Source organism: Paenibacillus sp. FSL H8-0034, from assembly GCF_038000305.1.
Classification (GTDB): domain Bacteria; phylum Bacillota; class Bacilli; order Paenibacillales; family NBRC-103111; genus Paenibacillus_S.
In genome coordinates, this window is the sequence record NZ_JBBOBS010000001.1 from 2,568,225 (window position 1) to 2,593,466 (window position 25,242).

General features: G+C 45.6%; 20 protein-coding genes. 16 read left to right on the forward strand and 4 right to left on the reverse strand.

Annotated elements, in window-relative coordinates; genetic code table 11:
• Positions 1–174: 174 nt before the first annotated feature.
• The 5 genes from NST47_RS11600 to NST47_RS11620 all read left to right on the forward strand — a co-directional run bounded on the left by NST47_RS11600 (position 175) and on the right by NST47_RS11620 (position 7,237).
• Entirely contained in the window at positions 175–2,511 is a 2,337-nt protein-coding gene (locus NST47_RS11600; protein WP_341155281.1) for a helix-turn-helix domain-containing protein, read from the forward strand.
• Positions 2,512–2,712: 201 nt separating this feature from the next.
• Positions 2,713–4,281 (forward strand): extracellular solute-binding protein, encoded by a 1,569-nt coding sequence (locus NST47_RS11605; RefSeq protein ID WP_341155282.1) that lies wholly within the window; start codon positions 2,713–2,715, stop codon positions 4,279–4,281.
• A gap of 52 nt (positions 4,282–4,333) precedes the next feature.
• On the forward strand, positions 4,334–5,290 hold the full coding sequence (locus NST47_RS11610; protein WP_341155283.1) for an ABC transporter permease: 957 nt from the start codon (positions 4,334–4,336) through the stop codon (positions 5,288–5,290).
• 14 nt (positions 5,291–5,304) lie between these two features.
• Positions 5,305–6,177: a carbohydrate ABC transporter permease gene (locus tag NST47_RS11615; protein WP_341155284.1), complete on the forward strand. Its 873-nt coding sequence runs from the start codon at positions 5,305–5,307 to the stop codon at positions 6,175–6,177.
• A 34-nt stretch (positions 6,178–6,211) separates the two neighbouring features.
• Complete coding sequence (locus NST47_RS11620) at positions 6,212–7,237, forward strand: sialidase family protein (protein ID WP_341155285.1); 1,026 nt, start codon at positions 6,212–6,214, stop codon at positions 7,235–7,237.
• A gap of 80 nt (positions 7,238–7,317) precedes the next feature.
• On the opposite strand, the gene NST47_RS11625 is transcribed toward NST47_RS11620, so the two are convergent.
• The gene (locus tag NST47_RS11625) at positions 7,318–8,121 is read right to left on the reverse strand and encodes a sugar phosphate isomerase/epimerase family protein (protein WP_341155286.1); all 804 of its coding nucleotides are present in this window, start codon (positions 8,119–8,121) and stop codon (positions 7,318–7,320) included.
• A 102-nt stretch (positions 8,122–8,223) separates the two neighbouring features.
• Here NST47_RS11625 and NST47_RS11630 point away from each other — a divergent pair, with 102 nt between their 5' ends.
• The 3 genes from NST47_RS11630 (at position 8,224) to NST47_RS11640 (ending at position 11,272) form a co-directional block, all read left to right on the forward strand.
• On the forward strand, positions 8,224–9,105 hold the full coding sequence (locus NST47_RS11630; protein ID WP_341155287.1) for an AraC family transcriptional regulator: 882 nt from the start codon (positions 8,224–8,226) through the stop codon (positions 9,103–9,105).
• Positions 9,106–9,237: 132 nt separating this feature from the next.
• Positions 9,238–10,422, forward strand: a complete 1,185-nt coding sequence (locus tag NST47_RS11635) for a Gfo/Idh/MocA family protein (RefSeq protein WP_341155288.1) — start codon at positions 9,238–9,240, stop codon at positions 10,420–10,422.
• 22 nt (positions 10,423–10,444) lie between these two features.
• On the forward strand, positions 10,445–11,272 hold the full coding sequence (locus NST47_RS11640) for a sugar phosphate isomerase/epimerase family protein (protein WP_341155289.1): 828 nt from the start codon (positions 10,445–10,447) through the stop codon (positions 11,270–11,272).
• 96 nt (positions 11,273–11,368) lie between these two features.
• On the opposite strand, the gene NST47_RS11645 is transcribed toward NST47_RS11640, so the two are convergent.
• Entirely contained in the window at positions 11,369–12,211 is an 843-nt protein-coding gene (locus NST47_RS11645) for an AraC family transcriptional regulator (protein ID WP_341155290.1), read from the reverse strand.
• A gap of 147 nt (positions 12,212–12,358) precedes the next feature.
• Here NST47_RS11645 and NST47_RS11650 point away from each other — a divergent pair, with 147 nt between their 5' ends.
• Complete coding sequence (locus NST47_RS11650) at positions 12,359–13,870, forward strand: sulfatase family protein (RefSeq protein ID WP_341155291.1); 1,512 nt, start codon at positions 12,359–12,361, stop codon at positions 13,868–13,870.
• Between the two features lie 125 nt (positions 13,871–13,995).
• On the opposite strand, the gene NST47_RS11655 is transcribed toward NST47_RS11650, so the two are convergent.
• Positions 13,996–15,510, reverse strand: a complete 1,515-nt coding sequence (locus NST47_RS11655; RefSeq protein ID WP_341155292.1) for a response regulator transcription factor — start codon at positions 15,508–15,510, stop codon at positions 13,996–13,998.
• Complete coding sequence (locus NST47_RS11660) at positions 15,507–17,264, reverse strand: cache domain-containing sensor histidine kinase (RefSeq protein ID WP_341155293.1); 1,758 nt, start codon at positions 17,262–17,264, stop codon at positions 15,507–15,509. The genes NST47_RS11655 and NST47_RS11660 overlap by 4 nt, the downstream gene beginning before the upstream one ends.
• 167 nt (positions 17,265–17,431) lie before the next feature.
• On the opposite strand from NST47_RS11660, the gene NST47_RS11665 reads away from it, so the two are divergent.
• From NST47_RS11665 to NST47_RS11695, 7 genes are all read left to right on the forward strand, one after another.
• Positions 17,432–18,730: an ABC transporter substrate-binding protein gene (locus tag NST47_RS11665; RefSeq protein ID WP_341155294.1), complete on the forward strand. Its 1,299-nt coding sequence runs from the start codon at positions 17,432–17,434 to the stop codon at positions 18,728–18,730.
• A 233-nt stretch (positions 18,731–18,963) separates the two neighbouring features.
• Positions 18,964–19,803, forward strand: a complete 840-nt coding sequence (locus tag NST47_RS11670) for a carbohydrate ABC transporter permease (RefSeq protein WP_083689182.1) — start codon at positions 18,964–18,966, stop codon at positions 19,801–19,803.
• Complete coding sequence (locus NST47_RS11675; protein WP_341155295.1) at positions 19,800–20,615, forward strand: carbohydrate ABC transporter permease; 816 nt, start codon at positions 19,800–19,802, stop codon at positions 20,613–20,615. Before NST47_RS11670 ends, NST47_RS11675 begins: the two co-directional genes overlap by 4 nt.
• 50 nt (positions 20,616–20,665) lie before the next feature.
• The gene (locus NST47_RS11680) at positions 20,666–21,658 is read left to right on the forward strand and encodes a 4-hydroxythreonine-4-phosphate dehydrogenase PdxA (RefSeq protein WP_341155296.1); all 993 of its coding nucleotides are present in this window, start codon (positions 20,666–20,668) and stop codon (positions 21,656–21,658) included.
• 29 nt (positions 21,659–21,687) lie between these two features.
• Positions 21,688–22,986 (forward strand): alpha-glucosidase/alpha-galactosidase, encoded by a 1,299-nt coding sequence (locus NST47_RS11685; protein ID WP_341155297.1) that lies wholly within the window; start codon positions 21,688–21,690, stop codon positions 22,984–22,986.
• Positions 22,987–23,261: 275 nt separating this feature from the next.
• Positions 23,262–24,095: an electron transfer flavoprotein subunit beta/FixA family protein gene (locus tag NST47_RS11690; RefSeq protein WP_341155298.1), complete on the forward strand. Its 834-nt coding sequence runs from the start codon at positions 23,262–23,264 to the stop codon at positions 24,093–24,095.
• Positions 24,096–24,106: 11 nt separating this feature from the next.
• A complete protein-coding gene (locus NST47_RS11695) occupies positions 24,107–25,234 on the forward strand; it encodes an electron transfer flavoprotein subunit alpha/FixB family protein (protein ID WP_341155299.1) in 1,128 nt (375 codons plus the stop codon).
• The last annotated feature ends 8 nt before the right edge of the window (positions 25,235–25,242 follow it).

The following is a 25,242-nucleotide window of genomic DNA, read 5'->3' on the forward strand; positions in this document are numbered from 1 at the left end:
GTAGACAACTGAAACACAGTAGGAGAAATGAATCATGTTCTTGCTCATAATTATAGACAAATGAAACGGCCTAATGGAAATGGTTAATCATCTTCAGCATGAAATCGATTACAATACAATCAGAGCGGTTGTTTCAAATATCCACTTACGGATGGCAAGGAGGGCACCATGAGTATGAATAATTGGATTAAGGTGATGCGGAAAAATAAGCTGTTTTTCAAAATTCTGATGTACTTCTTATGCTTGCTGCTTCCTATCCTGGTAATCGGTTTTATTGCTTATTATAATTTGCTTCAATGGCTGGGACAGGATGTATCTACCAAGCTGGTCAATAATTTGACGGCAAGCTCCAGGAAAATAGATGCTAATCTGGAAATGGCGCAGTATACACAGATGAATTTATTGTTTAATAGTGCCGTTCAGCAAAACCTGCAGCCGTATTCGGAGCTTGTAACATCCAATAGAAGAAACCTGCCTGAGCTTATTCGGGCGATTGCCTACAGCAGGAGCATTGTGAGCTCTTATGTAGACAATATGTATCTATTTATGGATGATAAACGGATTTACCGCAGCGACGGGGCCGATGATTTCGATTTTTTTTTCAATAGTGTGAACCGTTATGAGAAATATAACGCTTCGTTTTGGCAAAATAAACTGCAGGAGTATCAAAATTTTGAAGTTTTGGAAGCGAGCGATGTCAGTACTTCAGGGTCAGATGCAAGGAAGAAGGTCGTACCGATTTTGTCTGCCCAGTATATAGAGGGACATATGGCAGTGCTGGTATCGGATTTATCCGTTCAGGCGATGGCGAAGCAGATGAAGGACAACTCACTATTCCCCGATACCGGATTTGTTATTACGGATCAGCAGGGCCGATTAATTGTGAATACGGGACGATACACCGATACGGAAATCAACGAAATGACCGCAGAATTACCGGATGATCAGCCTTCAACTCTTAAGATGAAGCTGCAAGGTCAGCCTTCACTCGTTGCTCATATATCCTCAGAAGCCATCGGATGGTCCTATTATTCCATAACACCGGAATCGGCCTACAATCATCAGGCATCCAGTGTGCTCGGTATTGTTTTTTGGATTTGCCTGCTTTTAATCGTGTTTGGTGTGATCCTGTCCTTTATTTTCAGTGTCAATTTATATAATCCGATTCGGAATATGCGTGACGTGCTGATTCAGAGTGAAACGGCAAAATTATGGGATGATGAGCAGACAGGCAACGAGCTGGAGGCGATAGGCAGGGGAATCCGCAAATTGCTGGAGACTAACGATATGGCTAATCGAAAATTCAGCTTGTTTTCAAGCGAGTTTCTCGATAATGCTTTTACCTCGTTAATACGCGGCGTTCCGCTGGTTCATCAGGAATCCTTCTACCGTATGCTGAATGAGGTCGGCTTTGAGAATGGCCGTTATGTATGCTGCTGCATGCTGTTCCAATTCCGGGATGCCTTCTATGAAGAGATTCAGGATACGGAACGATTCATCATATTGGAGAAGCTTAAAAAGGTAATTTGGGGTGTGCTGCAGCAGCATGTGACCTGCTATTTGATCGAGTACGAGCACAATGCGTATGTCGGTATCGTCAAGCTGGAACCGAACAACGATAAGAGCAAGCTGATGAAAGGACTTGAAAATATTAAGCAAACCTTCGGCTACGATGTCAAATACTGCGATCTGATGATCGGTGTGGGTACGGACTACTCCGACATTCAGGATATCGTGAAGTCCTACAATGAAGCCATTACGGCGATTGGCCATAAATCGGACGCTGCTCTTGACGATATGGTGATCATGGACGCCGCCGATTTACAGATGGAACACAACTATTACTACTCCTTTCTGGAAGAAAATAAAATCATCAACAGTCTGAAATTCGGAGATATGGAGCTGCTTGAGAAGAGTATGGATGAATTGATCAAAATGAATAAAGCGCGCGGTGCCTCTCACCAATATTTGGACGCGCTGCTCATGGAGCTGTTCAGTACCGGCAATCGATACCTGGCTGAAAAGAAGCTTGATCTTCATGCTTTTCTGTCCGAGAAGGAGCATTTGACTTTAACCCGCAAAGGGCTGCTGCCGCATGAGTTTGATGCAAGAGTCAAGCTGCTGCTGACATTTTTCAAGCGAATTATCGGTCAGACCGCAACAAAGCCCGAACGTAAAACGAATCAAGTCGTTCCCTTAATCGTCACTTATATCAACGAGCATTATTCGGAAAATCTCTATCTCGAAATGATTGCCGATGAGATGGGGATGTCGCCCAAATACGTTTCCCGTATATTTAAGGAATCTACAGGGCAAAACCTCACAGATTATATCAGCTTGATCCGCATTAACAAGGCCAAGCAATATTTATCCGAGACGAACCTGTTAATTGGCGATATTTCGTCCAAGGTTGGGATTCACAGCCGATCGACCTTTTTGCGGTTATTTAAAAAGTATGAAGGCATTACCCCGATGGATTATCGAATTACCCTTGAACAAGAAAGTACCTGATTGTGAGATCGGGTGCTTTTCTTTCGGTTAATGAGGCTTGATAGCTGTGATTATCCAGAAATTTGAACAGGGTGGACGAATGACACATCGTATCAGGTCCGGAAATTTGGCACATGGAGGTACCTCTTTGCCACTTTAACTATATCGCTCATGGACTTACAGTAAAGCTATTCCGAACAATAGCAACAAGGAGGAGTCTACATGGTAAAAAGAACCAGCAAAACGATTGCCGTTCTCATGTCTTCTATGCTCGCCACAGGAACATTAGCTGCCTGTTCCCCCACCACGAAGGGAACGGACAACAAAGCTGCAGGTGATAACAAGGAAGCCACCAAATCGATTGCAATCAAATGGATGAGAGGAGAAAATCCGGCACAGCCGCTGATTAAGGATTCAGTGGTTATTAAACAGCTGGAGGTGAAAACAGGAGTCAAAATTGATTTGGAAGCGGTACCAGGGAGCAATTATGAGGATAAGAAAAAAACGTTATTCGCGACCAACAATATCCCGGATGTTATGATGGTGACCCTCACGGATATATCCAACTTTGCCGATACCGGGATGCTGCTGCCGCTTAATGATTACATTGATAAGTATGCGCCTAATTTCAAGAAAATCATGCAATCGAATCCCGAGATCAATAAATTGATGATCAACGGCAAGCTGTACGGTTTCCCTTCCCTTCACAGATGGCAGATTGACTACGGCCAGCTCCCGATGATGCGTGTGGATTTGCTCGACAAAAATAATATTAAACCACCTACGACCTTCGATGAATTGTATCAGGTTTTAAAAAAGCTAAAGGAGATTTATCCGGATTCCTACCCGATGACAACCCGCAGCGGGACCAAAAGCCTGCTGGACATTTTATCTTTCAGCTTTGGCGGCGGGTATAACATTTATTATGATCCTCACAAAAAGAAGTATCAATTTGGAGCGCTGACCCCTGAATTCAAGGATACGCTGGAATATGTGCATAAGCTCTATAAGGATAAGCTGCTCGACCCTGATTATGCAGTTAATACCGCCCAAACATGGCAGGAAAAGCTGAGCTCGGGTAAATCATTTTATTTTCACGATAACATTACGTTTGCAACCAACTTTACGAAAACGCTGCAAGCGAAGGAGCCGCAGGCCAAATTCGATCTGCTGCCGGTGTTAGGTACAGCGAAAGGCGTCAAAAGAAACAGCATGTACCCGGCTGGTCATTTAGCCGAAGCCCATGTGATTAATGCCAAAACGAAAGACCCGGTTGCATTAGTTAAGCTATTTGACTACCTATACAGCGAAGAGGGTGCTGACTTGCTTAACTTTGGCATCGAAGGTACGCATTATACGAAAAAAGGCAGCGAGTATGTGATCAATGACAGCCTGCTCAATCAGTTCAAGGATAAGCAGGACCCGTTCCGTGCGATGCAGTCCTCGATAGGAACCGGTTACTTGGGACTTGCCTTGCTGGCTGATGACCGTCCGCAAGCCGTTGTATCGCCACCCGAGCTGCTGAAGTGGGATAAAACAGTGAAGGAAGCGCAAGCGAGAGGCGAGCTGTTTGCCCAGCCGCTAGACCCCCAGTTCACCAAGGAAGAACGCGAAAAGCTGAAGCAGCTACGCTCTCAAGTCGATACAATAATGGCTCAAAATGTCGATAAGTTCATCATGAACGAAGGCGCGTTTAATGAGTTTGACGGCTTTATCAAGCAGTTGACGGATAAGGGCGCTTTGGAAATTGAAAAAATTTATAATGATGCGAATGCTCGTGTAGGCAAATAAGTAAAAAAGTAAGCAAGCAAGCTTCCAGGCATTGCGGGAAGGAGGAGACTGAATGCAAGACAACCTGCAGGCTGCAAAGCCTGTCGCGCAAGAGCGGGAACGAAGGCTGAAGGCTGTAGGCAAGCAAATTCGGAAAAATCTGGTGCTCTACGCGATGTTCCTGCTTCCGGTGTTATATTTTATCGTGTTTCACTATATCCCTATGTTTGGGAATTTAATGGCGTTCGAGGACTATAATGCTTTTCAAGGATTTTTTGGCAGTCCATGGGCAGGCACCAAACATTTCGAGGCTTTTTTGGGAGATCCGTATTTTTGGAAGCTGGTACGCAATACGCTGCTGCTCAATGTATATTCGTTAATTTTTTTCTTCCCGGCTCCGATCCTGTTTTCGCTGCTGTTGAATGAGCTGCGGCAGCGGTTGTTCAAACGTTTTGTACAAACCATTACGTACATCCCGCATTTTTTGTCCACGGTTGTGGTCGTTGGTATTATTGTTAATCTGCTGTCGCATGACGGACTGATCAATCAGCTGATTGCCTTCTTCGGTGGGGAAAAAATATCATTTCTGATGAAACCGGATTGGTTCCGCTTCATATACGTGAGCTCTGAAGTGTGGCAGGGTGTTGGCTGGGGGACCATTATTTATCTGGCCGCATTGACTGCCATAGATCCGCAGCTGTACGAAGCAGCCACATTGGACGGGGCCGGGCGCTGGAAGCAGGTACGCCATGTTACACTTCCAGGCATTCAACCTATCATAACGATCATGTTCCTGCTGACGCTTGGCCAGATTCTGTCTGTCGGCTTCGAAAAGATTCTGCTGTTGTATAACGGCGCCACTTATGAAACCGGGGATGTGATCCAAACCTTTATTTACCGCAGAGGTCTGCTTGATAGTGATTTCAGCTTTGCATCGGCTGTTGGCATTTTTCAATCACTGCTCGTCTTTACGCTAATTGTCACAGCTAATAAAATTTCAAAAAAACTCAGTGAAACGAGTCTTTGGTAGGGAGGAGGCGGACAATGAGAACGAAAAAATTCGGTGTGTTCGATGCCTTCAACCTGATGATCATGATTGGGATGCTGTTTGTAACCCTGTATCCGCTCTATTACATGTTTATTGTATCCATCAGTTCAGGGAATGCCGTTTCCAGAGGCGATGTCATCTGGATGCCCATCGACATCAGCTGGCAGGCTTATAAAATCGTGTTTGATGATCCTTCTATTATGAGAGCTTACGGCAATACACTTCTATATACGACGTTAGGTGTAGGTATCAATCTTGCGATGACTTCACTCTGTGCGTATCCATTATCACGTAAAGGCTTCTATGGACGAGGCGTATGCTCACTGCTGATCGCTTTTACGATGTTCTTTGACGGCGGGCTGATTCCGCGCTTTATGGTCGTTAATGAGCTGGGGTTGGTCAACACGATGTGGGCGCTGCTGCTTCCCTCGGCGATTAACGTGTGGTATATGATTCTGATGCGTACGTTTTTTCAGGGCATACCGGATACTCTGCATGAATCTGCCAATATAGATGGAGCAGGCGAGCTGCGAATTTTTCTCCGTATTGTGCTGCCGCTGTCCACGCCGATCATAGCAACGATGATTTTATTTTACGCAGTCGGGCATTGGAACAGCTTCTTCCCTGCTTTGATCTATTTGAATGATAAAGACTTGTTTCCTTTGCAGGTCATTTTGCGAAATATTGTGATTCAAGGCGATATGGCAAGTCAAGGACTGGATATGGGCGGGATCATGGGATCGCTGGTGATTGCCCAGAACATTAAGTATGCAGTCGTTTTTGTAGCTATAGCTCCTATCCTGGCCGTGTACCCGTTTGTTCAAAAATATTTTGTGCAGGGGGTGATGGTTGGCTCGGTTAAAGGTTGATAGTACTCATTACAAAACAAAGGAGAACTTAACCATGAAAATTCAATCCCAAAAACAATTTATATTTGAAGACGACCGCCCTTTTCCAAGCTGTCATGCTTCTACGCTGGTCGTTTTGCCGAATGGCGACATTCTGGCTGCATGGTTCGGCGGTTTGCATGAGAAGGCTAGCGATGTGGCGATCTGGATGTCGCGGCGTACCGGAGAGAGCTGGTCAGCACCTTATCTAGCTGCAGATGAAGAGGGCATTGCCCATTGGAATCCGGTGCTTTTTGATGATGGCCGCAAGCTGACGCTTTATTATAAGGTCGGCCATGAAATCACAGATTGGTTTACACGGGTTATTCATTCTGTGGATGGCGGACAGACATGGACAGAGCCGAAGAAGCTTGTTGAAGGCGATATCGGCGGACGAGGACCGGTACGCAATAAGCCGATTTCATTAAGCAATGGCACTATATTGGCGCCTGCTTCTATCGAGAGGAAGGACCCGGATGCGCCGGGCAAGCAAATTTGGGAAGCATTCGTCGACATATCCGACGATTTCGGACATACCTGGAGGCAGAGCGGCCTTGTGCCCATGGAGGTCTCCAAGCTGGTAGGGGCGGTGCATTCACATGCCAAAGGGTTTATTCAGCCAACCTTGTGGACGTCAGGCGGGACGCATGTCCATATGCTGCTGCGCAGCACCGAAGGCTTTATTTATCGCAGCGATTCGGAGAACAACGGAGAAACCTGGAGCCTGGCCTATCCGATAGAGCTGCCCAACAACAACAGTGGAATTGATGTCGTGCAAATGGACAACGGGCTGCTGGCGCTTATTTTTAACCCAGTGACCGGTTATTCCACAAGCAGTCCACGTACGCCGATTGTCATTCGTTTTTCCTCGGACAATGGCGGTACCTGGACGGATGAAATCAAGCTGGAAACCGAGCCTGGTGAATATTCATACCCAGCCATTGTTGCCAATAACAATGAGCTGTACGTAACGTATACCTGGAAGCGGGAACGAATCGCCTTTTGGCAGCTGACCCTGCAGCAGCAAGCGGTCCATAGCTAGAGTTGAAGAGTCGACAATCATGCTACAAAAAAAGTCCGGTTCTCCCACTTGTGGGAAGTAACCGGACTTTGGCTTTATAGCTAAACGAGTTTTTTGATATAGGACATGTAAGCGGGCAGCGAAACCTCAGGTTCCTCCAGATAAGGAGCCCACTTTTTCTCATATTCCAGCGAGAGCCAGCCGTTATAGCCATTTTCCTTCAGTATGCTGACAATCTGGGGGACAGGCACATCGCCATCTCCGATCAGACAAAGCTTTTTACCGTCTTCGCCTTTAATCGCGTCCTTGACATGGGTATGCTTGATGTAAGGAGCAAGCTCCCTGTAGGTAACTTCAGGCTCTTCCCCATGCAAATAAGGATGCTCAAAATCCCATAGGACGCCAACACTGCTGCTGTCGGTTTGATCCAATATCTGCTTGATGATGCGGTGATTGTTAATATCTCCGTGGGTTTCCAGCAGTACAGTTACGCCGGTTCCTTCTGCATAACGCCCTAATTCAGTCAGTCCTGATGCGATTTGGCCTGCAATTTCCGCTTCTGAAGCGCCTTCGGGAATGATGTCTCCAAATACGCGGATGTAAGGTGCCTGAAGCTTCACCGCAAGATCTATCGCATCCTTACCTTCCGGAATGGCGGCACGGTATTTCTCCTCACTGTGAAAGGCGCAGGATGTGTCCAGACAACAGATTTCCAAACCCTTTTGTTGTAAATCCAACAAAGTTTGCTCTATATTTTCGGGTAAAAAAGGTCGCGCCCGGGGTAAGTACATCTCGCCTTCCACGCCTCTTAACTCAATACCGTCGTAGCCAAGCTGCGCGGCTGCATTCAGGGTTTGCTCCCAGCTCCAATTCGGGCTTGCCAATGTTTGAAATGCGATCTTCATCAGGTTCTCTCCTCAACTATACAAATGTTCATGTATGCAACAATGACTTTCTTGATAAGAATAGAGTATGATATAGTAAATGCAATTTCATTGTAATTTTTGGTGATAATATGGACTAAATTGACGTTTTGTGGGGGGATCGTACTGCTTCATACTTATTTAGACCAAATCGATCAATATATTCAATTTTTACATGTTCAACGCAAAAGCCACAGTATCGATTTTCATCTGCATCAAGGCTGTGAAATATATTTTCTGCTTCAAGGGGATGTGAAATACTTTGTCGAAAAAACGGTGTATCCACTTCAATTCGGTGATTTGATTATTACGAATCAACATGAAATCCATAAACCATCCTTTTCGTCCGATGTGGTTTATGAGCGAATCACGATCGAATTTGATCCCCAGCTTGCTGCATTGTTTCAAACGGACGATTTTAATCCTTTATCCTGCTTTTATGACAGACCTATCGGGAAAAGGAATAAGCTTTCTCTAACCAGTACGGATTCAGCCGCGCTGCTCAGTTTATTTATGAAATATGATGCTTTAAAAAACCATCCGTCCTTAGGAAACGCCGTTATGAAAATGGGTTGTTTTATGGAAATTCTCGTTCATATCAACCGCCTGTTCCAGGAGCAGAAGCTTACGGATCAAGGGCTCGATTTGCATCACAAGCTGTCTCCCGTTCTGGACTATATTGAGATGAATTTGGGAGAGGATCTGAGTCTTGATCAGTTGGAGAAGCAATTTTTTATCAATAAATATTATTTGATCAAGCTTTTCAAAAAGTATACCGGAAATACGATTCATGAATACATCATTTACAAACGTATCTCCCTGGCCAAAAAATTACTCGCAGAGGGCAGCAGTGTTACCGAGGCTTGTATGGTCAGCGGATTTAATGATTACACCAGTTTTTTGCGTATGTTCAAGAAAAAAGTAGGAACCCTGCCTCGGGATTATCAAAAAAATTATTTGGGATAGCCGTCCACTTGTAAAGTTGGTGTTAAGTCAATAATTCCTATATATTCATCAAAAATTACAAGGAAGTTGCATTTATCACCCCTTACAATGAGAGAGAGCGTGATATCACAGAAATTTGAGGAGATGCAGGATATGAGTGAACGGAAAATAAGTATTGGGTTAGTCGGGCTTGGGAACATTGGCTCCACACATGCCAAAATATTGAAGGAAATGAGCAATGTTCACATAGCTGGTGTATGTGATGTTGTTCAGGAAAAAGCGGATTCCTATGCCAAGGACCTGAATACGAAAGCTTATACCAATTACAAAGATTTGCTGGAGCAGTCCGGGCTGGATGCAGTGATTATTGCCGTGCCGCATTATGATCACCCTACTGTTGCTTTGGAAGCCTTTGCACGTGGAATCCATGTTATGTGCGAAAAGCCGATTGCTGTTCATCTTAACGATGCCAAGCGTATGATCGATGCCTACGAGGAAGCTAAAAAGCAGCATCCGAATTTGGAATTCGCCATCATGTTCCAAGAGCGCACCCTACCTTTTTACCGTAAAGTGAAAAGTGTTGTAGACAGCGGCCAGCTTGGTAAGCTTACGCGTGCTACCTGGATCAATACGGCATGGTTCCGTTCCCAGGCTTATTATGACAGTGGTGACTGGCGTGCAACCTGGGCAGGCGAGGGCGGCGGTATTTTGACAAATCAGTGTCCGCACACACTTGACATGTATCAATGGTTGTTCGGTGTACCTGCCAGCATTACCGGACATGCACATATCGGCAAATATCACAATATCGAAGTCGAGGACGAGGTAACCGCATACTTTGAACATGCTAACGGCATGATCGGGCATTTGATGGTGACGACGGCTGAGTCGCCGGGAACGAATCGGATGGAAATTATCGGTGAACACGGCAAGCTGGTGCTGGAGGATGGCAAGCTGGTGCTTTATAAAAATCCGATGTCCATGCTGAAATACTCCAATGAAACTGAACAAAAGTTCAGCAAAATGGAATTCGAAAAGATCGAGATTGAAGTCGATATTAATGAGCCTTCCGGACATCAAGTGGTGACTACCAAATTTGTTGAACGGCTGCTGAACGGTACTGGAGAGCTTATCGCTCACGGCGTTGAAGGTGTAGGCGCGTTGACTTTGGCAAATGGCATTATGCTGTCCTCGTTCCAAAAACAGACGGTAACCGTTCCGATTGACGCTGATGCTTTTGAAGTCAAGCTGAAGGAACTGATTGCCGGTTCAAAATTCGTTAAGAAAGCGGCAGCAAGCTTGTCGCAAGAAGATATGTCCAAATCTTTTGGCAAGTAATGAATGGAGAGGGGACCTCGCTGTGAGTCATGTTAAGCTTACTTGTTTTGCCGATGAAATCGCTTCCGATTTAGATGAACAGCTGGATGTTCTTGAGCAGGAAGGTATCAAATATTTGGAATTACGTGGAGTATGGGGCAAAAATGTGCTTGATCTGAATGAAGAAGAGCTGAATCAAATACAAGCGGCATTACAACAACGAGGTTTTCGTATTTCATCCATTGCTTCACCGATCGGTAAATACTTAATAACGGACCCCTTTGAACCACAGCTTGAGGCGCTCGATAAGGCGGTACACGCGGCGCATTTGTTTGAAACTCCGTATATTCGCATTTTTTCTTATCGGCTGCCTGAAGGCGAACCCGTTGAAGCCCATCGTGCAGAGGTGCTGTCCAGACTGAAGCAGCTCACAGAGACTGCCAGCCGCCATGGAGTCATATTGATCCTGGAAAATGACAGCAATTTGTACGGTGCAACCGATGATTGCTGCCTGGACATTCTTGCCCATTGCGATTCGAAGCATATGCGTGCAGCGTTTGATCCAGGAAATTATGTAATGAATAACGTTCAGCCCATGCACGACGCTTATCCCAAGATTGCTCCCTACATCGACTATGTCCATATCAAGGATGCTACACAGGTGCCCCGTCAATTCGTACCAGCTGGTGTAGGTGAGGGTCACATTGAGGAATTGCTCGTTACATTAAAGGAACGTCAGTATGACGGTTTTCTATCGGTAGAGCCGCATTTAAAGCATTATTTGCCTGAAGCAAGCGATTCGGAGCGTGTTGTTGCGGCAATCCAGGCTTTAAAGGTATTGCTCGATAAGGTAGATCAGACCTGGGAATAGTACTGTCATAATTGAATTCAAACCGGCTCTTCACTCGAATATTTTTCGGGAGGGAGCCGGTTTTTTGGTGCATCGATGATCCGATCTCTGCTTTGCTTACCCTCGGTATCCCTTGGGAGATATTCCGTACAGCTTCGTAAAAGCACGGGTGAAAGAGAACAAATCAGGATACCCAAGAGAAAGGGCGATTTCAGTTACTGAAAGATCGGTTTTCTTGAGCAGCTGGCTGCCCTTTTCCAAACGAAGCCTTTGTAAATACTGCATCGGGGAGCAGTCAAACTCTTTCATAAAAGCAGTATATAGGTGGGACCGGTGCACACCCATATACCGCGCAATATCGTCTATTTTGATATTTTCGGTACAATGCAGCTCCATATAGGGTTTGACCTCGGTAACCCAATGGCGCTTTGGCATGGCTTGCTGAATGTCGGTGTTTTGTTTGATTCGCCACAGCAGCTCAAATAGCAGACTTTGCTCGCGCATAGGATCAAGTTTGCCTTTTTGAAAATATTGAATGAATTGTCTGATTGTCGCCCATACGCGATGGTCCAGTGCCTGCCGGAGATGAAACGATGTATCCGTCAAACCCACCTCTAACAGTAAATAAGGGACCTGTGGACCATCAAGCGCCAGCCATACCATGTGCAACTCCTCTGAACTATCCGGTGTTGCTTGATAAATATACGATTTCCCAGGAAATAGACAAAAGGCATCGCTCTCCGCCAGCTCTACCGTTACGCCTCCACTTGTCACTTGAACTTTCCCTGATTGAATCAAATGAAATCCGAATTGCTGAATGCTTTTCGGTCCGACAACATAATGTGGTTTCGCTTTATTATGCCCAGCCCGGACGATCCAACTGCCGCCTGCTGCCTGCATAGGTGTGGGAAGTGAATACCAATGCTCAGCAAATTCATGGGCGTATTCCTGCATATCCATCGTCAACTCCCTGATAACCTGTCCTACCTTCAGGATAAATCAACAGACAACATAATGACAAGTACAACATATTTGCATTCTCACGAAAAGGAAACCGATTTATACTATTAAGATAAAGAAATCGATTCCTAACAGGAGGATTGCATAATGAGTAAGCCCAACATATTGCTAATCACAAGTGACCAACAGCATTGGAATACCCTTGGCGCTTTTAACGGTGAGATTTCCACTCCGAACCTGGACAGATTGGTGAAGCAGGGAACAACCTATACGAAGGCTTATTGCCCGAATCCGACTTGTACACCCACGAGAGCTTCCATTGTTACCGGTATGTATCCGAGTCAACACGGAGCCTGGACCTTGGGCACGAAGCTTTTGGAGGACCGACATACCGTTGGTGAAGACTTTAAACAGGCCGGTTATCGAACGGGACTGATCGGGAAGGCGCATTTTCAACCGCTAAAGAGTACGGAGACATATCCTTCCGTGGAGTCATACCCCATCATGCAGGATCTGGAGTATTGGAAAAGCTTTAACGGGCCTTTTTACGGGTTTGATCATGTGGAGCTCGCACGCAATCATACGAATGAAGCCCATGTGGGACAACATTATGCTATCTGGATGGAGCAAAAGGGCTGCACCAACTGGCGTGATTATTTCCTCCCGCCGACCGGAACGATGGATCCGTCTGTGCTGCATAAATGGCCTATTCCTGAGAAGTTTCATTACAATACCTGGATAGCCGAACGAACCAATCATCTACTTGAAGATTATAGTCAAAATGAGGACAGCTTTTTTCTATGGGCAAGCTTTTTTGATCCGCACCCTGATTATCTCGTACCGGAGCCTTGGGATACGATGTATGATCCGGAGCAGCTAACCATTCCAACCGTAACACCTGGTGAGCATGATCAGAATCCGCCACATTTTGGGATGACTCAGGAGCCGAATCCGGATTTCTCGCATTTACTGGAAAGCGGCTTTGGGATCCATGGCTACCATTCCCATAATCGGCACTCGGAGAGTGAACGCAAACAGCTTGTTGCGACTTATTACGGAATGATCAGCTGTATGGATAAGTATATCGGCCGGATTTTGGATAAGCTCGATGAACTGGGGCTAACGGATAACACCATTGTCGTGTTTACAACAGACCACGGCCACTTCTTTGGTCAGCATGGGTTGCAATATAAGGGTGGCTTTCATTATGAGGATCTGATCAAAATTCCTTTTATCGTCCGTTATCCGGACCATGTGCCAGCAGATGTGCAATCTCCGGCTATTCAATCGCTTGTTGATCTCGCGCCGACATTTTTGAGTATGGCCGGAATTGCAGTCCCTCACAGCATGACGGGTGTCGATCAGAGCGAGGTATGGTTAGGGAAGTCCGATCAGGCGCGGGACCATGCCATCTGTGAATTTCGCCACGAAGCGACTACAATTCACCAAAAAACGTATGTAGATCAACGATATAAAATTACAGTCTACTACAATCAGACCTATGGCGAAATCTTCGACCTGCAGGAGGACCCGGGCGAGCTGAATAACCTGTGGGATGACAGCAAAAGTGCAGCATTGAAGACAGAGCTGCTGTTGAAATATGTATGGGCGGAGCTTGGAAAAGAACCGCTGCCGATGCCGCGCATTTGGCACGCTTAGACGTCACCAATAGAAAAAGATGGTTTCCGTTTAGCGGAACCATCTTTTTTATCTCCATTAGGTCATAAGGAGAGCCTATCAGGCTTATATTCACAATAATCACTCGTGACTATTCTTCACCTTTATTACAATTTTGATGCGCTCTCCGACTCCACCTTCTTGTAATTTTTCTTGTATTCAGACGGATAACACCCAACAAATTCTTTAAATAGCTTTGTAAAATGTCTTGTACTGAAATAGCCAACCTGCTCGGCGGCTTGCTGTACCTGAACCATTGGGTCGGACAGCAGCTCCTGCGCTTTCAACATTCTGAGTTTGGTCACATATTGCATAAAGGTCGTTCCGGTTCGCTTATGGAACAGACTGCTTAAGTGATTCGGAGTCACACTGAACTCTTCTGCGGTACGACCTAATGTTAAATCTCCTGCATAATGCTTTTCTATATAAGCTATGGTTTTGCCTACCAAATCAGGCTTAGGATCGACTTGTCGGATCTTTTTATCCAGAAGCTGTACGCCAAGACCCTTGAGTAACTGCAGCCATTCCGCTTCCCCAGTTGGAATGAGCACGGGCGCTTGGATGGAGCAGTTGAGAAACCGTGAAAAAGCCATTGACGTTTCTAGAGATATCGAGTTGCACTGCTCTGAATAGTTTTTAATAAATTGCTCAATCATATCCATATAGCCTACATATTGTGCTCTGTGGTATTCATCTACAGCTTTATTTAAGAGGTGGCATAGCTGAGAAATCATTGGCTGCGATTCAACTGCAAGTAAATCTGCTTGAGTCCAGCTGCGTGAGATCCCCAATGAACAGCGGAGATAAGAAAGCTTATGAAGCATATTTACCTCAGCTAGCAGGGAGGTATAAGAATCGCATTCACCAGATTGTACCAGTGTAAATGCTTGCCCCGGCTCCTCAGCCTGCTGTACCAGCTCGGCGTGAGCAGAGAATAGCTGCTCCAATTGCGCTGCGCCCTGTAATGTCTGGTACTTCCCGACTACAGCCCAATCCCCGCTTGGCAAAATTAAAGTGGCCAGCTCCAAATCCTTATGGTAATACCGCGACATTGCAGAGCGAATGGCACTGATCAACAGCTTGATGGCTGCAGATTTTTCCGTTTCCGAGTAGCAGCTGTCCATATAAATAATTTGACATCGAATCCCGCTGTAAGTCTTAGGTGCCGGTTCAATTTCTTCCCAGTCGCGAATGAGACCGTGAAATAAAGATAACATGTCCGACTCAAAGAGCTTGTTCTTCTCGATGATTTGCAGTAATGCCGTTTGTTGTATTTTGGTCAGCAGCACTCGTATATCCTGAATATCGACCGGCTTCAGCAAATACTCCATCGCTCTCAGTCGGAGGGCTTCCTTGGCATATTCAAAATCAGCGAAGCCGGTTACTATAATCCATTGGGTATCCGGTGATAACGGGGCTGCTTCTTGAATCGCTTCGAGACCTGATTTGCCAGGCATTCTAATGTCCACAAAAGCAGCCTCAGGCTGGATCCGTTCAGCTAGTTGGATCAGTTCCTTACCGTTGCGTGCTTCATAGATATGCAAATCCGGGCAGATTTCCAACAGCATAATCGATAACGCTTCTCTAGCCAATTGTTCATCATCTGTAATCACAATATTCATGGTGCCAGCTCCTCTTTGTTAAGAGATATAGTGATCGTTATGGTAGTACCCTGTCCTGGGCTGCTGACCAGTACAAATTCGTGTTTATCCGGAAAAGCGAGCGCTAATCGTTCCTTAACATTGCTTAAACCGATATGCTGATCATCTATGTGTACGGAAGTATCAAATCCTAATCCGTTATCTGAAATGCGAATGACAAAGCTTTCTCCGTTATCGCTTTCGGGGGCCATTTGAGCGCTTACCTCAACTATACAAGGATGCTCACAAGGCTCAACGCCGTGAATGATAGCGTTTTCGACTAACGGCTGAATCAGCAGCTTGGGAATATAAATAGGTGCCAGCTCGGGTGCCAATGTGATGTTTATTTGTAAGCGGTCACTAAAACGTATGCTCATCAGCTCGCCGTATTTGTGAATACTGGAGAATTCCTCCTCCAGACTGCAGGAATCATGAGAGGTTAAGAAGTAACGGAGCATTCCGCTTAACGATAATATAGCACGCTCCAGCAGCGCATGTTCTCCTTTTCGGTTTAGACTCACGAACGCATTTAATGTATTATACAGAAAATGAGGGTGAATTTGTGACTGCAATGCGCGAAATTCGGCATTTCTTAGCTTCAGCTTGTTCAGATACTCATTCGTAATTAATTCATCCAACTGACTGATCATTTTGTTCAAAACGGTTCCCAATTGAGCGATCTCATCCTGTCCTCGAACGGAAAAGCGTTTGTTCATATTGCCGAGCTGAACCTGGCGCATGACGCCGATCATTTCTTTGAATGGTGTCAGTAAGGTTCTGGAATAGGCCAAAAACAAGAAGAAGGTAAGCACCACGCCAGCTGCTGCAAATATCGCTCCCGTTAAGCGCATCCAATGGGTTTTGGAAGCCAGCTCTGCTTTGGATAACCAAACGGTAATTTTCCAGGAGCTGGTCGAGATTTCCCTGGATACAGCTACATAGGACTGCTGATTAAAATCGTTATTGGTCGGGTTTTTCAAAAATTGGTTCAAAGCCTCATGAGATAAGTTCGTATTCGAATAAATCAACCTTTGATCCTTGTCCGTAATCGTAACAAAAGAATCTGCGTTAACGGAAATTTGTCTGACGATACGATCCAAAATGATCGTGTCGGCATCTGCCATAATGACAGCAAGCGGTTGTTTGGAGTCAGGGTCCTTGATTAATCGTGCTACAGAGAATACCTCCGGGACAGCAGTCAGCTTTAAATAATCCTGGGGATGGACATTAACAAAGGCTACTCTTCCATTAGCTGCAACGGCTTCACGATACCAGTTTTGCTCCGTATAAGGATATGCGTTACGAGTTTCAGTCAGCTGCGAGCTGCTATCGTTATAGTAGACAGAACCATCAATAGCCACAAGCAGTGTGCCCAATATATCCTTACGTAAATTGACCAGCAAGCTCGGAAGCGTATGGTACAAGGTATAATCGGCTTTAAACTTTGAATACGGATCAACAGGACTGTTGATACCCCGGGCTTGTTGCTTGAGAGAGTTCATCACATCATTATTCGTGTAAGGAGAGATCGTGACTCGTTCCAAATCGTCCAGATACGTTTGAATGTTTTCGGTCAGACCGATCAAGGTAGCGTCGGTAAGCTTTTCCGTTTCTTTCGTGATAATTTTCACATAATAGGCAGGCATTACAAAAGCGATTATAATAACAGGAATTAGAATCGTTAACGAGTATAGCAGAATCAGTTTCACTCGAATCGAGATTTTTGGCTTATTCAAGAGAGACTCCCCCTGCATTAATTTGAGGTCGATTATACTTGAAAATGAATAGGGTTGCAAGATTAATTATGAGCGCCTGAAATCGTAGATTTAGCGTATATGTAAACCCTTACAACTATGATAGGATTTTTGTGGGAAAGAAATAATAAATCTAAAGAGGTGGGTACATGTTAAAAAAGTGGAAAATATCTTTGGCATTAACCTTGGTATCAGCAGTAGCTATAAGCGGTTGTTCCCAACGTCCTGAATCAGCTTCTCCAGCACCAGCGCCTTCGAGTGGAAAGGAGAGCAGCAATAGTAATGCCAAGAAAACGTTATCCATGATGATTAATGTTGCTGATCAGCCGGTACAAGATGTGTATCGCCAAATTCTTAATGATTTCTCCAAGGAGAACCCGGATATCGCTGTGAATATTCAGTTCCCTGGCTCGGCTTATGAAAATAACATGAAGGTAAAGATGGCGGCTAATGATCTTCCCGATGTATTTGATACGCATGGATGGGCGCAAATCCGTTATGGAGAATACCTGGCCGATCTGAAAGATGAGCCGTGGGCCAAGCAATTGACTGATACCATCCAAAATGTAGTGACAGACAAAGCTGGCAAGGTATACGTCTTACCGATAAGTGAAGCCAAGGACGGCATTATGTATAACGTCGATATGCTCAAAAAATATAATTTGGAACCGCCCCAAACCTTTGATGATTTAATAACAGTTGCTGAGAAAATTAAAAAAGAGAGTGGCGGAAAAACAACACCTTTTTTCTTATCAGGCATTGATGAAAGCACCATTGGCACCTACTTTGACTATTTTGCAAATTCCTTACTGATCAGCCCTGCAAGCAATTCTGCAGATGCATTGTTAAAAAACACCTTCGATTGGAACAAATGGAACCCGCTTCCGGAAAAATTGCTGGATATTAAAAATCGCGGACTGATTAACGAAGATTTCTTGACAGCGAAGCGGAGCGAGATTCCGGCTGCTTTTGCTGCAGAGAAGGTAGCCTTTGTATTGCTGGCTCCATCCTTCGTTGATGCGGTTAATAAAATAAAGCCGGATATGAAAGTCGGCTTGATGCCGATTCCATCGATGTCAGCCGATGATAAACCGAATTTTTCTGGCGGAGAACGATCCACGATGGGGGTATGGAAAGACTCCAAGAATATGGCCGAATCCAAGAAGCTGCTTCAGTTCTTTGCTAAACCAGCCAATATGACCAAGATTGCCAATGTAACGAAGCTGCAGCCGGGGTTAAAAGGCATTGAGTCGAAGCATGACCTGACCGAGTATTATGAAAGATATGCCGATATTCGAGTGTTCCCTTATTTTGACCGCGTTTACTTGCCTAATGGAATGTGGAGTGTTATGTCCAAATCAGGAACTGAGCTGCTTGCTGGACGAATTACACCAAAAGAATATACAGCGAATATGAAGCAGGAAGTCGAACGTTTACGCAAAAACTAACTATGCTCGGCTCGTATCACGCCTTGTGACTCCATATCCTCTGCATGGGCGATTGCATCCCAGTAGAAGGAGCAACGGACGTGGTGCGAGAATGTTAACGCTGTTTCACATTCGTGTCTTATTTGAATGAAGGAGGATTAAACGTGGAGACCGTGTATCGTAAAACAGGTGAGAGAGGAACTACTAAAAGTCGTTTACGTCGCTGGATAAATTCCCCATCCTCAATAAACCTGATGTACTTACCTGCGCTTCTGCTGTTTGTGTTATTCATTTATTATCCATTTTTTCAAGGGATTATGATCTCTTTCACGAATTGGGACGGTTACTCGCAGCTGTACAAGTATATCGGTTTGGATAACTATAAAAGAATGCTTTCGGACCATCGAATCGGTACCGTAATTGTCAATACGCTGATTTATGGAATTGGCAGTACGGTTTTACAAAATGCCATCGGTTTAGCCTATGCGCTCTTGCTCAACTACCATATCCGTGGAAAGACCCTTATTCGTACGATTGTCTATCTTCCCGTTATCGTCAGTCCTCTGGTTATGGGTTATATATGGTATTTCTTCTTTCAGTTTAACGGCGGGGCACTTAACGATATCATTCTATTATTTCGCGATAAGCCGATCAATTTACTTGCTGACACCCAGCTTAACGTATGGATCATTACACTGGTAAACACCTATCAATTCCTGGGTGTTGCGATGATTATTTTCCTGGCCGGCCTGCAGTCCATTTCCAAGGATTATTATGAGGCAGCGGAGATGGATGGCGCTTCGGGGTTATCTAAATTCCGCAATATTACGCTCCCGCTTCTTGCGCCTGCCATTACGATTAATATTGTACTTAACCTGATCGGCGGCTTGAAGCTGTTTGATGTAATAACCGCGTTAACCAATGGGGGACCCGGCTATGCATCCGCTTCATTATCCACGATGATTTATCAATTATATTTTGCTCATCAGGACGCTGGCTACGCAGCCGCATTAGGTAATTTTATGTTTTTGCTTATATCTGTTATTGGTTTGACCTCTTTGTATTTATTACGTAAAAAGGAGGTTTCCTCATGAAGCGTGCAGGCGTTCTGTATACCCTCATAGGTGCGTTAATAGGTCTCATGCATATCGTTCCTTTTTATGTGCTCATCACCACCTCATTTAAAGATACCTTGGACACCAGCTCCAAATGGATCATGCCGGGTTATGCATATTGGGATAATTTTATTCATGCTTGGGAGATCGCAGGTCTGGACAGAGCATTTGTCAACACAGCGATCATAACGTTATTATCCATTGCACTGATCTTGATTCTCGGTTCGTCAGCGGCATTTCCACTTGCCCGTAATCAAAGCAAGCTCAATAAATGGATGTACGGATTTTTTGTAAGTGCGCTTATCGTACCACCGCTTACGATTCTCGTTCCTTTATATAAAATGTTCGTTGAAATCGGGGCCATGAATACGTATATAGGGATCGTGATTCTTCATGTTACCTTTCACCTATCGATGGCTATCTTTTTGTTCACAGGCTTCATTAGTACGATTCCAAGAGAGCTGGACGAAGCTGCTATGATTGATGGCGCTTCCAGGATTGGACTGTTTTTTCGGATTATATTGCCGGTACTTATGCCCATTACGGCGACTGTTATCATCATGAATGGCGTTTCGATCTGGAATGACTATCAATTCTCTGTATTTTTCCTGCAGAAATTAGAATACAGAACGATCACTGTGGCTTTATCGACATTTTTCGGTGAGAACAATTCCAACATCGGTTGGGTAGCTGCCGGTTCCTTATTAGCTGCAATTCCCAGCATTTCAGTCTACCTGTTTTTGCAAAGATATTTCATCTCAGGCATGACCTCGGGGGCTATCAAAGGATAATAAACATAGAATTAGAGGATACAACATTCATAGAGAAGAGGAATGGCAGCATGAAGAGAAAACCGGTAATGGGCTTAACCTTGGGAGATGCAACAGGCATCGGATCGGAGTTGGTTGCAAAAACGCTCCAATCTGCAGAAATTCGTCAATTGGCGACATGGGTTGTAGTAGGTGATGAACGTGTTTTTCAGCAAGGCCAGTCCGTAGCAGGATTATCAGTCCCTTATGTAAAAATCGCTAACATCGAAGAAATCGATAGCGAGGACAAGGTTTATTTGATAGATTTACACAATTTGTCTCCGGATACTTATTCTCTGGGCCAATTATCGGAAGATTCCGGTCAAGCAACCGGTGAGACGTTGACGTACGTGTTGAAGCTTGCACAGCAAAAAAAGCTGGATGGTGTTGTTTATGCGCCCATCAATAAGGAAGCTTTGCACCGAGGTGGATTTCATTTTCAGGATGAGCTGCATTTTTTTGCATCACTTCTGGATTGCAAGGAAGGCTTTAGTGAAATTAACGTGATGGGCGACCTTTGGTTTACGCGAATAACTTCCCATGTGCCGTTAAAACAAGTCAGCAGCCTCGTAACCAAAGAACGCGTTGCCCGTATTATCCGTTTTGCTCAGGATACTCTAACCAGCGTAGGCTTCGATAATCCCAAAATTGTCGTAGCCGCCCTTAATCCGCATGCCGGCGATGGAGGTCTGTTAGGCACTGAAGAAATCGACGAAATTCGGCCTGCCATTGTGAGCGCTCAGGAGCAGGGAATTAACGTAGAAGGCCCTTATCCGGCGGATACCATCTTTTTACGGTTGAAAACCAAACCTTTCGATTGTCTGGTTAGCATGTATCACGATCAGGCACAGACCGGTATGAAGCTGCTTGGCTTTAATAAAGGCATTACGGTCAGCGGAGGACTTCCTGTTGTCATCACCACGCCTGCGCACGGTACGGCATTTGATATTGCAGGGCAAGGGATCTCTGACCCTGGCGCTACAGAGCAGGCCATGAAGCTCGCTGTAAGATTAGCAGGATTCTAATAAAACCATACAATTGGGAGGCAAGGTTTATGTCAAAGATTACTTTTCTAGGTGCTGGCAGCTCGGTATTTGCCAAAAATGTGTTGGGTGACTGCATGATGACCCCAGCTCTGCAAGGCTTTGAACTAGCATTGTTCGATATCAATGAAGAACGTCTCAAGGATTCTGAAAATATGTTAAATAATTTGAAGCTGACACTTGGAAGCACCTGCACGGTACGAGCGTACACCAACCGCAAAGATGCGCTTCGTGGGGCCAAATATGTAGTTAATGCGATACAGGTGGGCGGTTATGATCCGTGTACGATTACAGATTTTGAAATACCAAAGAAATACGGCTTGCGTCAAACGATCGGTGACACCTTGGGAATTGGAGGCATCTTTCGTAATCTCCGCACCATTCCGGTCATGCTCGATTTTGCCAAGGATATCAATGCAGTGTGCCCGAATGCGCTGTTCCTGAACTATACGAACCCGATGGCTGTACTGACGAATGCCATGATCACCTATGGTGGTGTACAGACAGTCGGCTTATGCCACAGTGTTCAACGGTGCATACCGTACTTATTTAAGGACTTGGACATCGATACGGAAGGCGTTCATACCAAAATAGCCGGTATTAATCATATGGCCTGGTTGCTGGAAGTCACTAAAGACGGAGTGGATCTGTATCCGGAAATCAAGCGTCGTGCCCGTGAGAAACAACAAGAGCAGCACGAGGACATGGTACGTTATGAAATGATGTTCCGCTTTGGCTATTACGTGACCGAATCCTCCGAGCATAATGCCGAATACCACCCGTACTTTATTAAGAAAAATTATCCTGAATTGATTGAGCGTTTCAATATTCCATTGGATGAGTACCCACGTCGTTGTGAACGCCAAATCAAGAGATGGGCAACCATGCGTGATGAACTGGTCAATAACAAAAATCTCGGACATACCCGGTCTCATGAATATGCATCCTTTATGTTTGAGGCGATGGAGACCAACAATCCGTTCAAAATCGGCGGTAATGTGATGAATACCGGATTAATTACGAATCTGCCTAAGGAAACCATAGTCGAAGTACCATGCCTGGTTGATGCAAGCGGTGTGACGCCAACGTATGTAGGGGATCTGCCTCCGCAGCTGGCTGCATTGAATCGCACGAATATCAATACGCAGTTGTTAACCCTGGAAGCAGCTGCCACCGGGAAAAAAGAGCATATTTATCACGCAGCGCTGCTTGACCCTCATACGGCAGCCGAGCTTTCTATCGATGATATCGTAGCTATGTGCGATGATCTTATTGAAGCTCATGGCGATTGGCTGCCGAAGTTTGTGTAAGAAGAGACTTATTAAATAGACAATAGCTTATGAAGTGCAGGTCCGCGTATATCGTGGACTTTTTTGTTATTCATAATTATCTAAATATTCAGATAAATATAAAAAGACCAGGCTAAATATTGTATCATTCATACGCCATGTCTGCATAAACTGTAAAAGAGTACTAGTTGTTGCAACCGGTTTCATTCGGTTGAGTAAGTGAGATGTTTCACAAATGGAGAAAGGTTTGACGACTCATTGGCCAAGAAGCCGACCTATGTTAGGAGGATCGCCGTATGCTGCATATTGTTGTCTGTATCAAGCAGGTTCCCGACAGCCGAGAGATTCGAATTGACCCGAAGAACAATACTTTAATACGTCAAGGGGTTCCGAGTATTGTTAATTTTTATGATTTGCATGGCTTGGAGGAAGCACTGCGGATTAAGGATGAATTGGGTGCAAGGGTAACTGTTGTCACGATGGGGCCTCCCCCGGCGGAAAAAAGCTTGAAGCAGTGCATCTCGTTGGGTGCGGATGAGGCCGTATTGGTAACAGATCGAGGATTTGCAGGTGCGGATACACTAGCTACCTCTTACGTGATAGCCAAGACACTTCAAAAGGTAGCGGAAACATGGGGTGCCATAGATTTGGTATTTTGTGGAAAGCAGACACTGGATGGGGATACCGGACAGGTCGGGCCGGGCGTAGCCTGCAGACTTGACTTGGAGCAGCTGACCTATGTCAGTAAGGTGGTGGAGGTCGATACGGAGAAGCGCAGACTGACAGCGCACCGCTTACTTGAGGATGGCATTGAAGTGGTACAGACCAGCATGCCGGTGCTGATTACGGCTTTGAAGGAATTGAACAAGGTACGCAGAGCCTCTATGCCAGGGATGATTCGGGCCGCCAGGTACAAGCCGGTGGTATGGACGACAGCCGATTTTCCGGATTTGGAACGATCAATGATTGGATTGAAGGGCTCGCCAACGATCGTGTCCAAAACCTGGGTACCCGAGGTCAAAGCCGTCAACTCGAAAATGATCACAGGCGATTCACCGGAGGCAACTGCCGTACAGCTGCTTGACCAGCTGTGGGAGCGGGACTTACCAAGCCGATTAGGCTGGACTTAGGAGGCGACAATATGTCCAATGAACCAAAAAAGGACACACAGGATGCGGGGGCTATGCCGGATTGGTCGGCGTATCGTGGGGTTTTAATTGTCATTGAGCAAAGGGATGGGGAAGCCAAAAAGGTGTCCTGGCAGCTGCTGGGTGAAGGTAAGAAGCTTGCAGCCAAGCTGGAGGTTCCCTTACTGGCTCTGGTCATCGGCAATGGAGTTGAGCCTCTTGCGAAGGAGGCTGCTTATTATGGTGCTGACAAGGTTTATTTGTGTGAAGCACCTGAGCTTGGTGTATATCGGACACGGCCTTACAGCCGTATCTGCCTGAAGCTGATCGATGAGGTGAAGCCTGAGATTGTGCTGTTCGGCGCGACGGGGACAGGACGGGACTTGGCTGGAGCGATTGCGACACACCTGCCGACAGGGCTTACCGCGGATACAACGGAGCTGGACGTGGAGCCGCATCCCTCACGGCTGCTGCTGGCCAGCCGGCCGGCCTTTTCCGAGAAGATGATGGCAACGATTCTATGCAAGCAGTATCGCCCGCAGATGGCGACGGCGCGTGCCGGCGTATTCCAGGCATTGCCACGGGATGAGACACGCGAAGCTGAGATCATCAGGATCGAGAGTTCGATGCCAGAAGAAGAAATTGCTGCGCAAGTTATCGACTTTATACGGGATACAGGTAATCTGAATCTGGAGGAAGCCGATATCATCGTATCCGGCGGTCGCGGTTTGGGAGGGCCTGAGCCTTTTGCGATGCTCAAGGAATTGGCCGATGCGTTGGGCGGGGTCGTCGGTGCTTCTCGAGCAGCTGTAGATGCCGGGTGGATCAAGCATGAGCACCAGGTCGGACAGACAGGCTCAACCGTCCGGCCGAAGCTGTATTTTGCCATCGGCATCTCGGGCGCGGTTCAGCATACGGTAGGTATGGGCAATTCGGACATCGTTATCGCAATCAACAGGGATGAGAAAGCTACGATTTTCCAGTTTGCTCATTATGGGATTGTGGGGGATTTGTTCAAGATCGTGCCAGCGATAACGGAAGAAGTCAAAAAACGTAAAAGCCTGTTCGGCATTCAACTACCGAATTCAGAGGCAGCATCGCAAGAGCCTTCGCGGCAGCAGAATCTGGAACAATCTGTATAGAACTATTA

Coding starts and splice junctions, on each gene's coding strand:
- NST47_RS11600 (WP_341155281.1), top strand. CDS start 175: ATGAATAATTGGATTAAGGTGATGCGGAAAAATAAGCTGTTTTTCAAA.
- NST47_RS11605 (WP_341155282.1), top strand. CDS start 2,713: ATGGTAAAAAGAACCAGCAAAACGATTGCCGTTCTCATGTCTTCTATG.
- NST47_RS11610 (WP_341155283.1), top strand. CDS start 4,334: ATGCAAGACAACCTGCAGGCTGCAAAGCCTGTCGCGCAAGAGCGGGAA.
- NST47_RS11615 (WP_341155284.1), top strand. CDS start 5,305: ATGAGAACGAAAAAATTCGGTGTGTTCGATGCCTTCAACCTGATGATC.
- NST47_RS11620 (WP_341155285.1), top strand. CDS start 6,212: ATGAAAATTCAATCCCAAAAACAATTTATATTTGAAGACGACCGCCCT.
- NST47_RS11625 (WP_341155286.1), bottom strand. CDS start 8,121: ATGAAGATCGCATTTCAAACATTGGCAAGCCCGAATTGGAGCTGGGAG.
- NST47_RS11635 (WP_341155288.1), top strand. CDS start 9,238: ATGAGTGAACGGAAAATAAGTATTGGGTTAGTCGGGCTTGGGAACATT.
- NST47_RS11645 (WP_341155290.1), bottom strand. CDS start 12,211: ATGGATATGCAGGAATACGCCCATGAATTTGCTGAGCATTGGTATTCA.
- NST47_RS11650 (WP_341155291.1), top strand. CDS start 12,359: ATGAGTAAGCCCAACATATTGCTAATCACAAGTGACCAACAGCATTGG.
- NST47_RS11655 (WP_341155292.1), bottom strand. CDS start 15,510: ATGAATATTGTGATTACAGATGATGAACAATTGGCTAGAGAAGCGTTA.
- NST47_RS11665 (WP_341155294.1), top strand. CDS start 17,432: ATGTTAAAAAAGTGGAAAATATCTTTGGCATTAACCTTGGTATCAGCA.
- NST47_RS11670 (WP_083689182.1), top strand. CDS start 18,964: ATGTACTTACCTGCGCTTCTGCTGTTTGTGTTATTCATTTATTATCCA.
- NST47_RS11675 (WP_341155295.1), top strand. CDS start 19,800: ATGAAGCGTGCAGGCGTTCTGTATACCCTCATAGGTGCGTTAATAGGT.
- NST47_RS11680 (WP_341155296.1), top strand. CDS start 20,666: ATGAAGAGAAAACCGGTAATGGGCTTAACCTTGGGAGATGCAACAGGC.
- NST47_RS11685 (WP_341155297.1), top strand. CDS start 21,688: ATGTCAAAGATTACTTTTCTAGGTGCTGGCAGCTCGGTATTTGCCAAA.
- NST47_RS11690 (WP_341155298.1), top strand. CDS start 23,262: ATGCTGCATATTGTTGTCTGTATCAAGCAGGTTCCCGACAGCCGAGAG.
- NST47_RS11695 (WP_341155299.1), top strand. CDS start 24,107: ATGTCCAATGAACCAAAAAAGGACACACAGGATGCGGGGGCTATGCCG.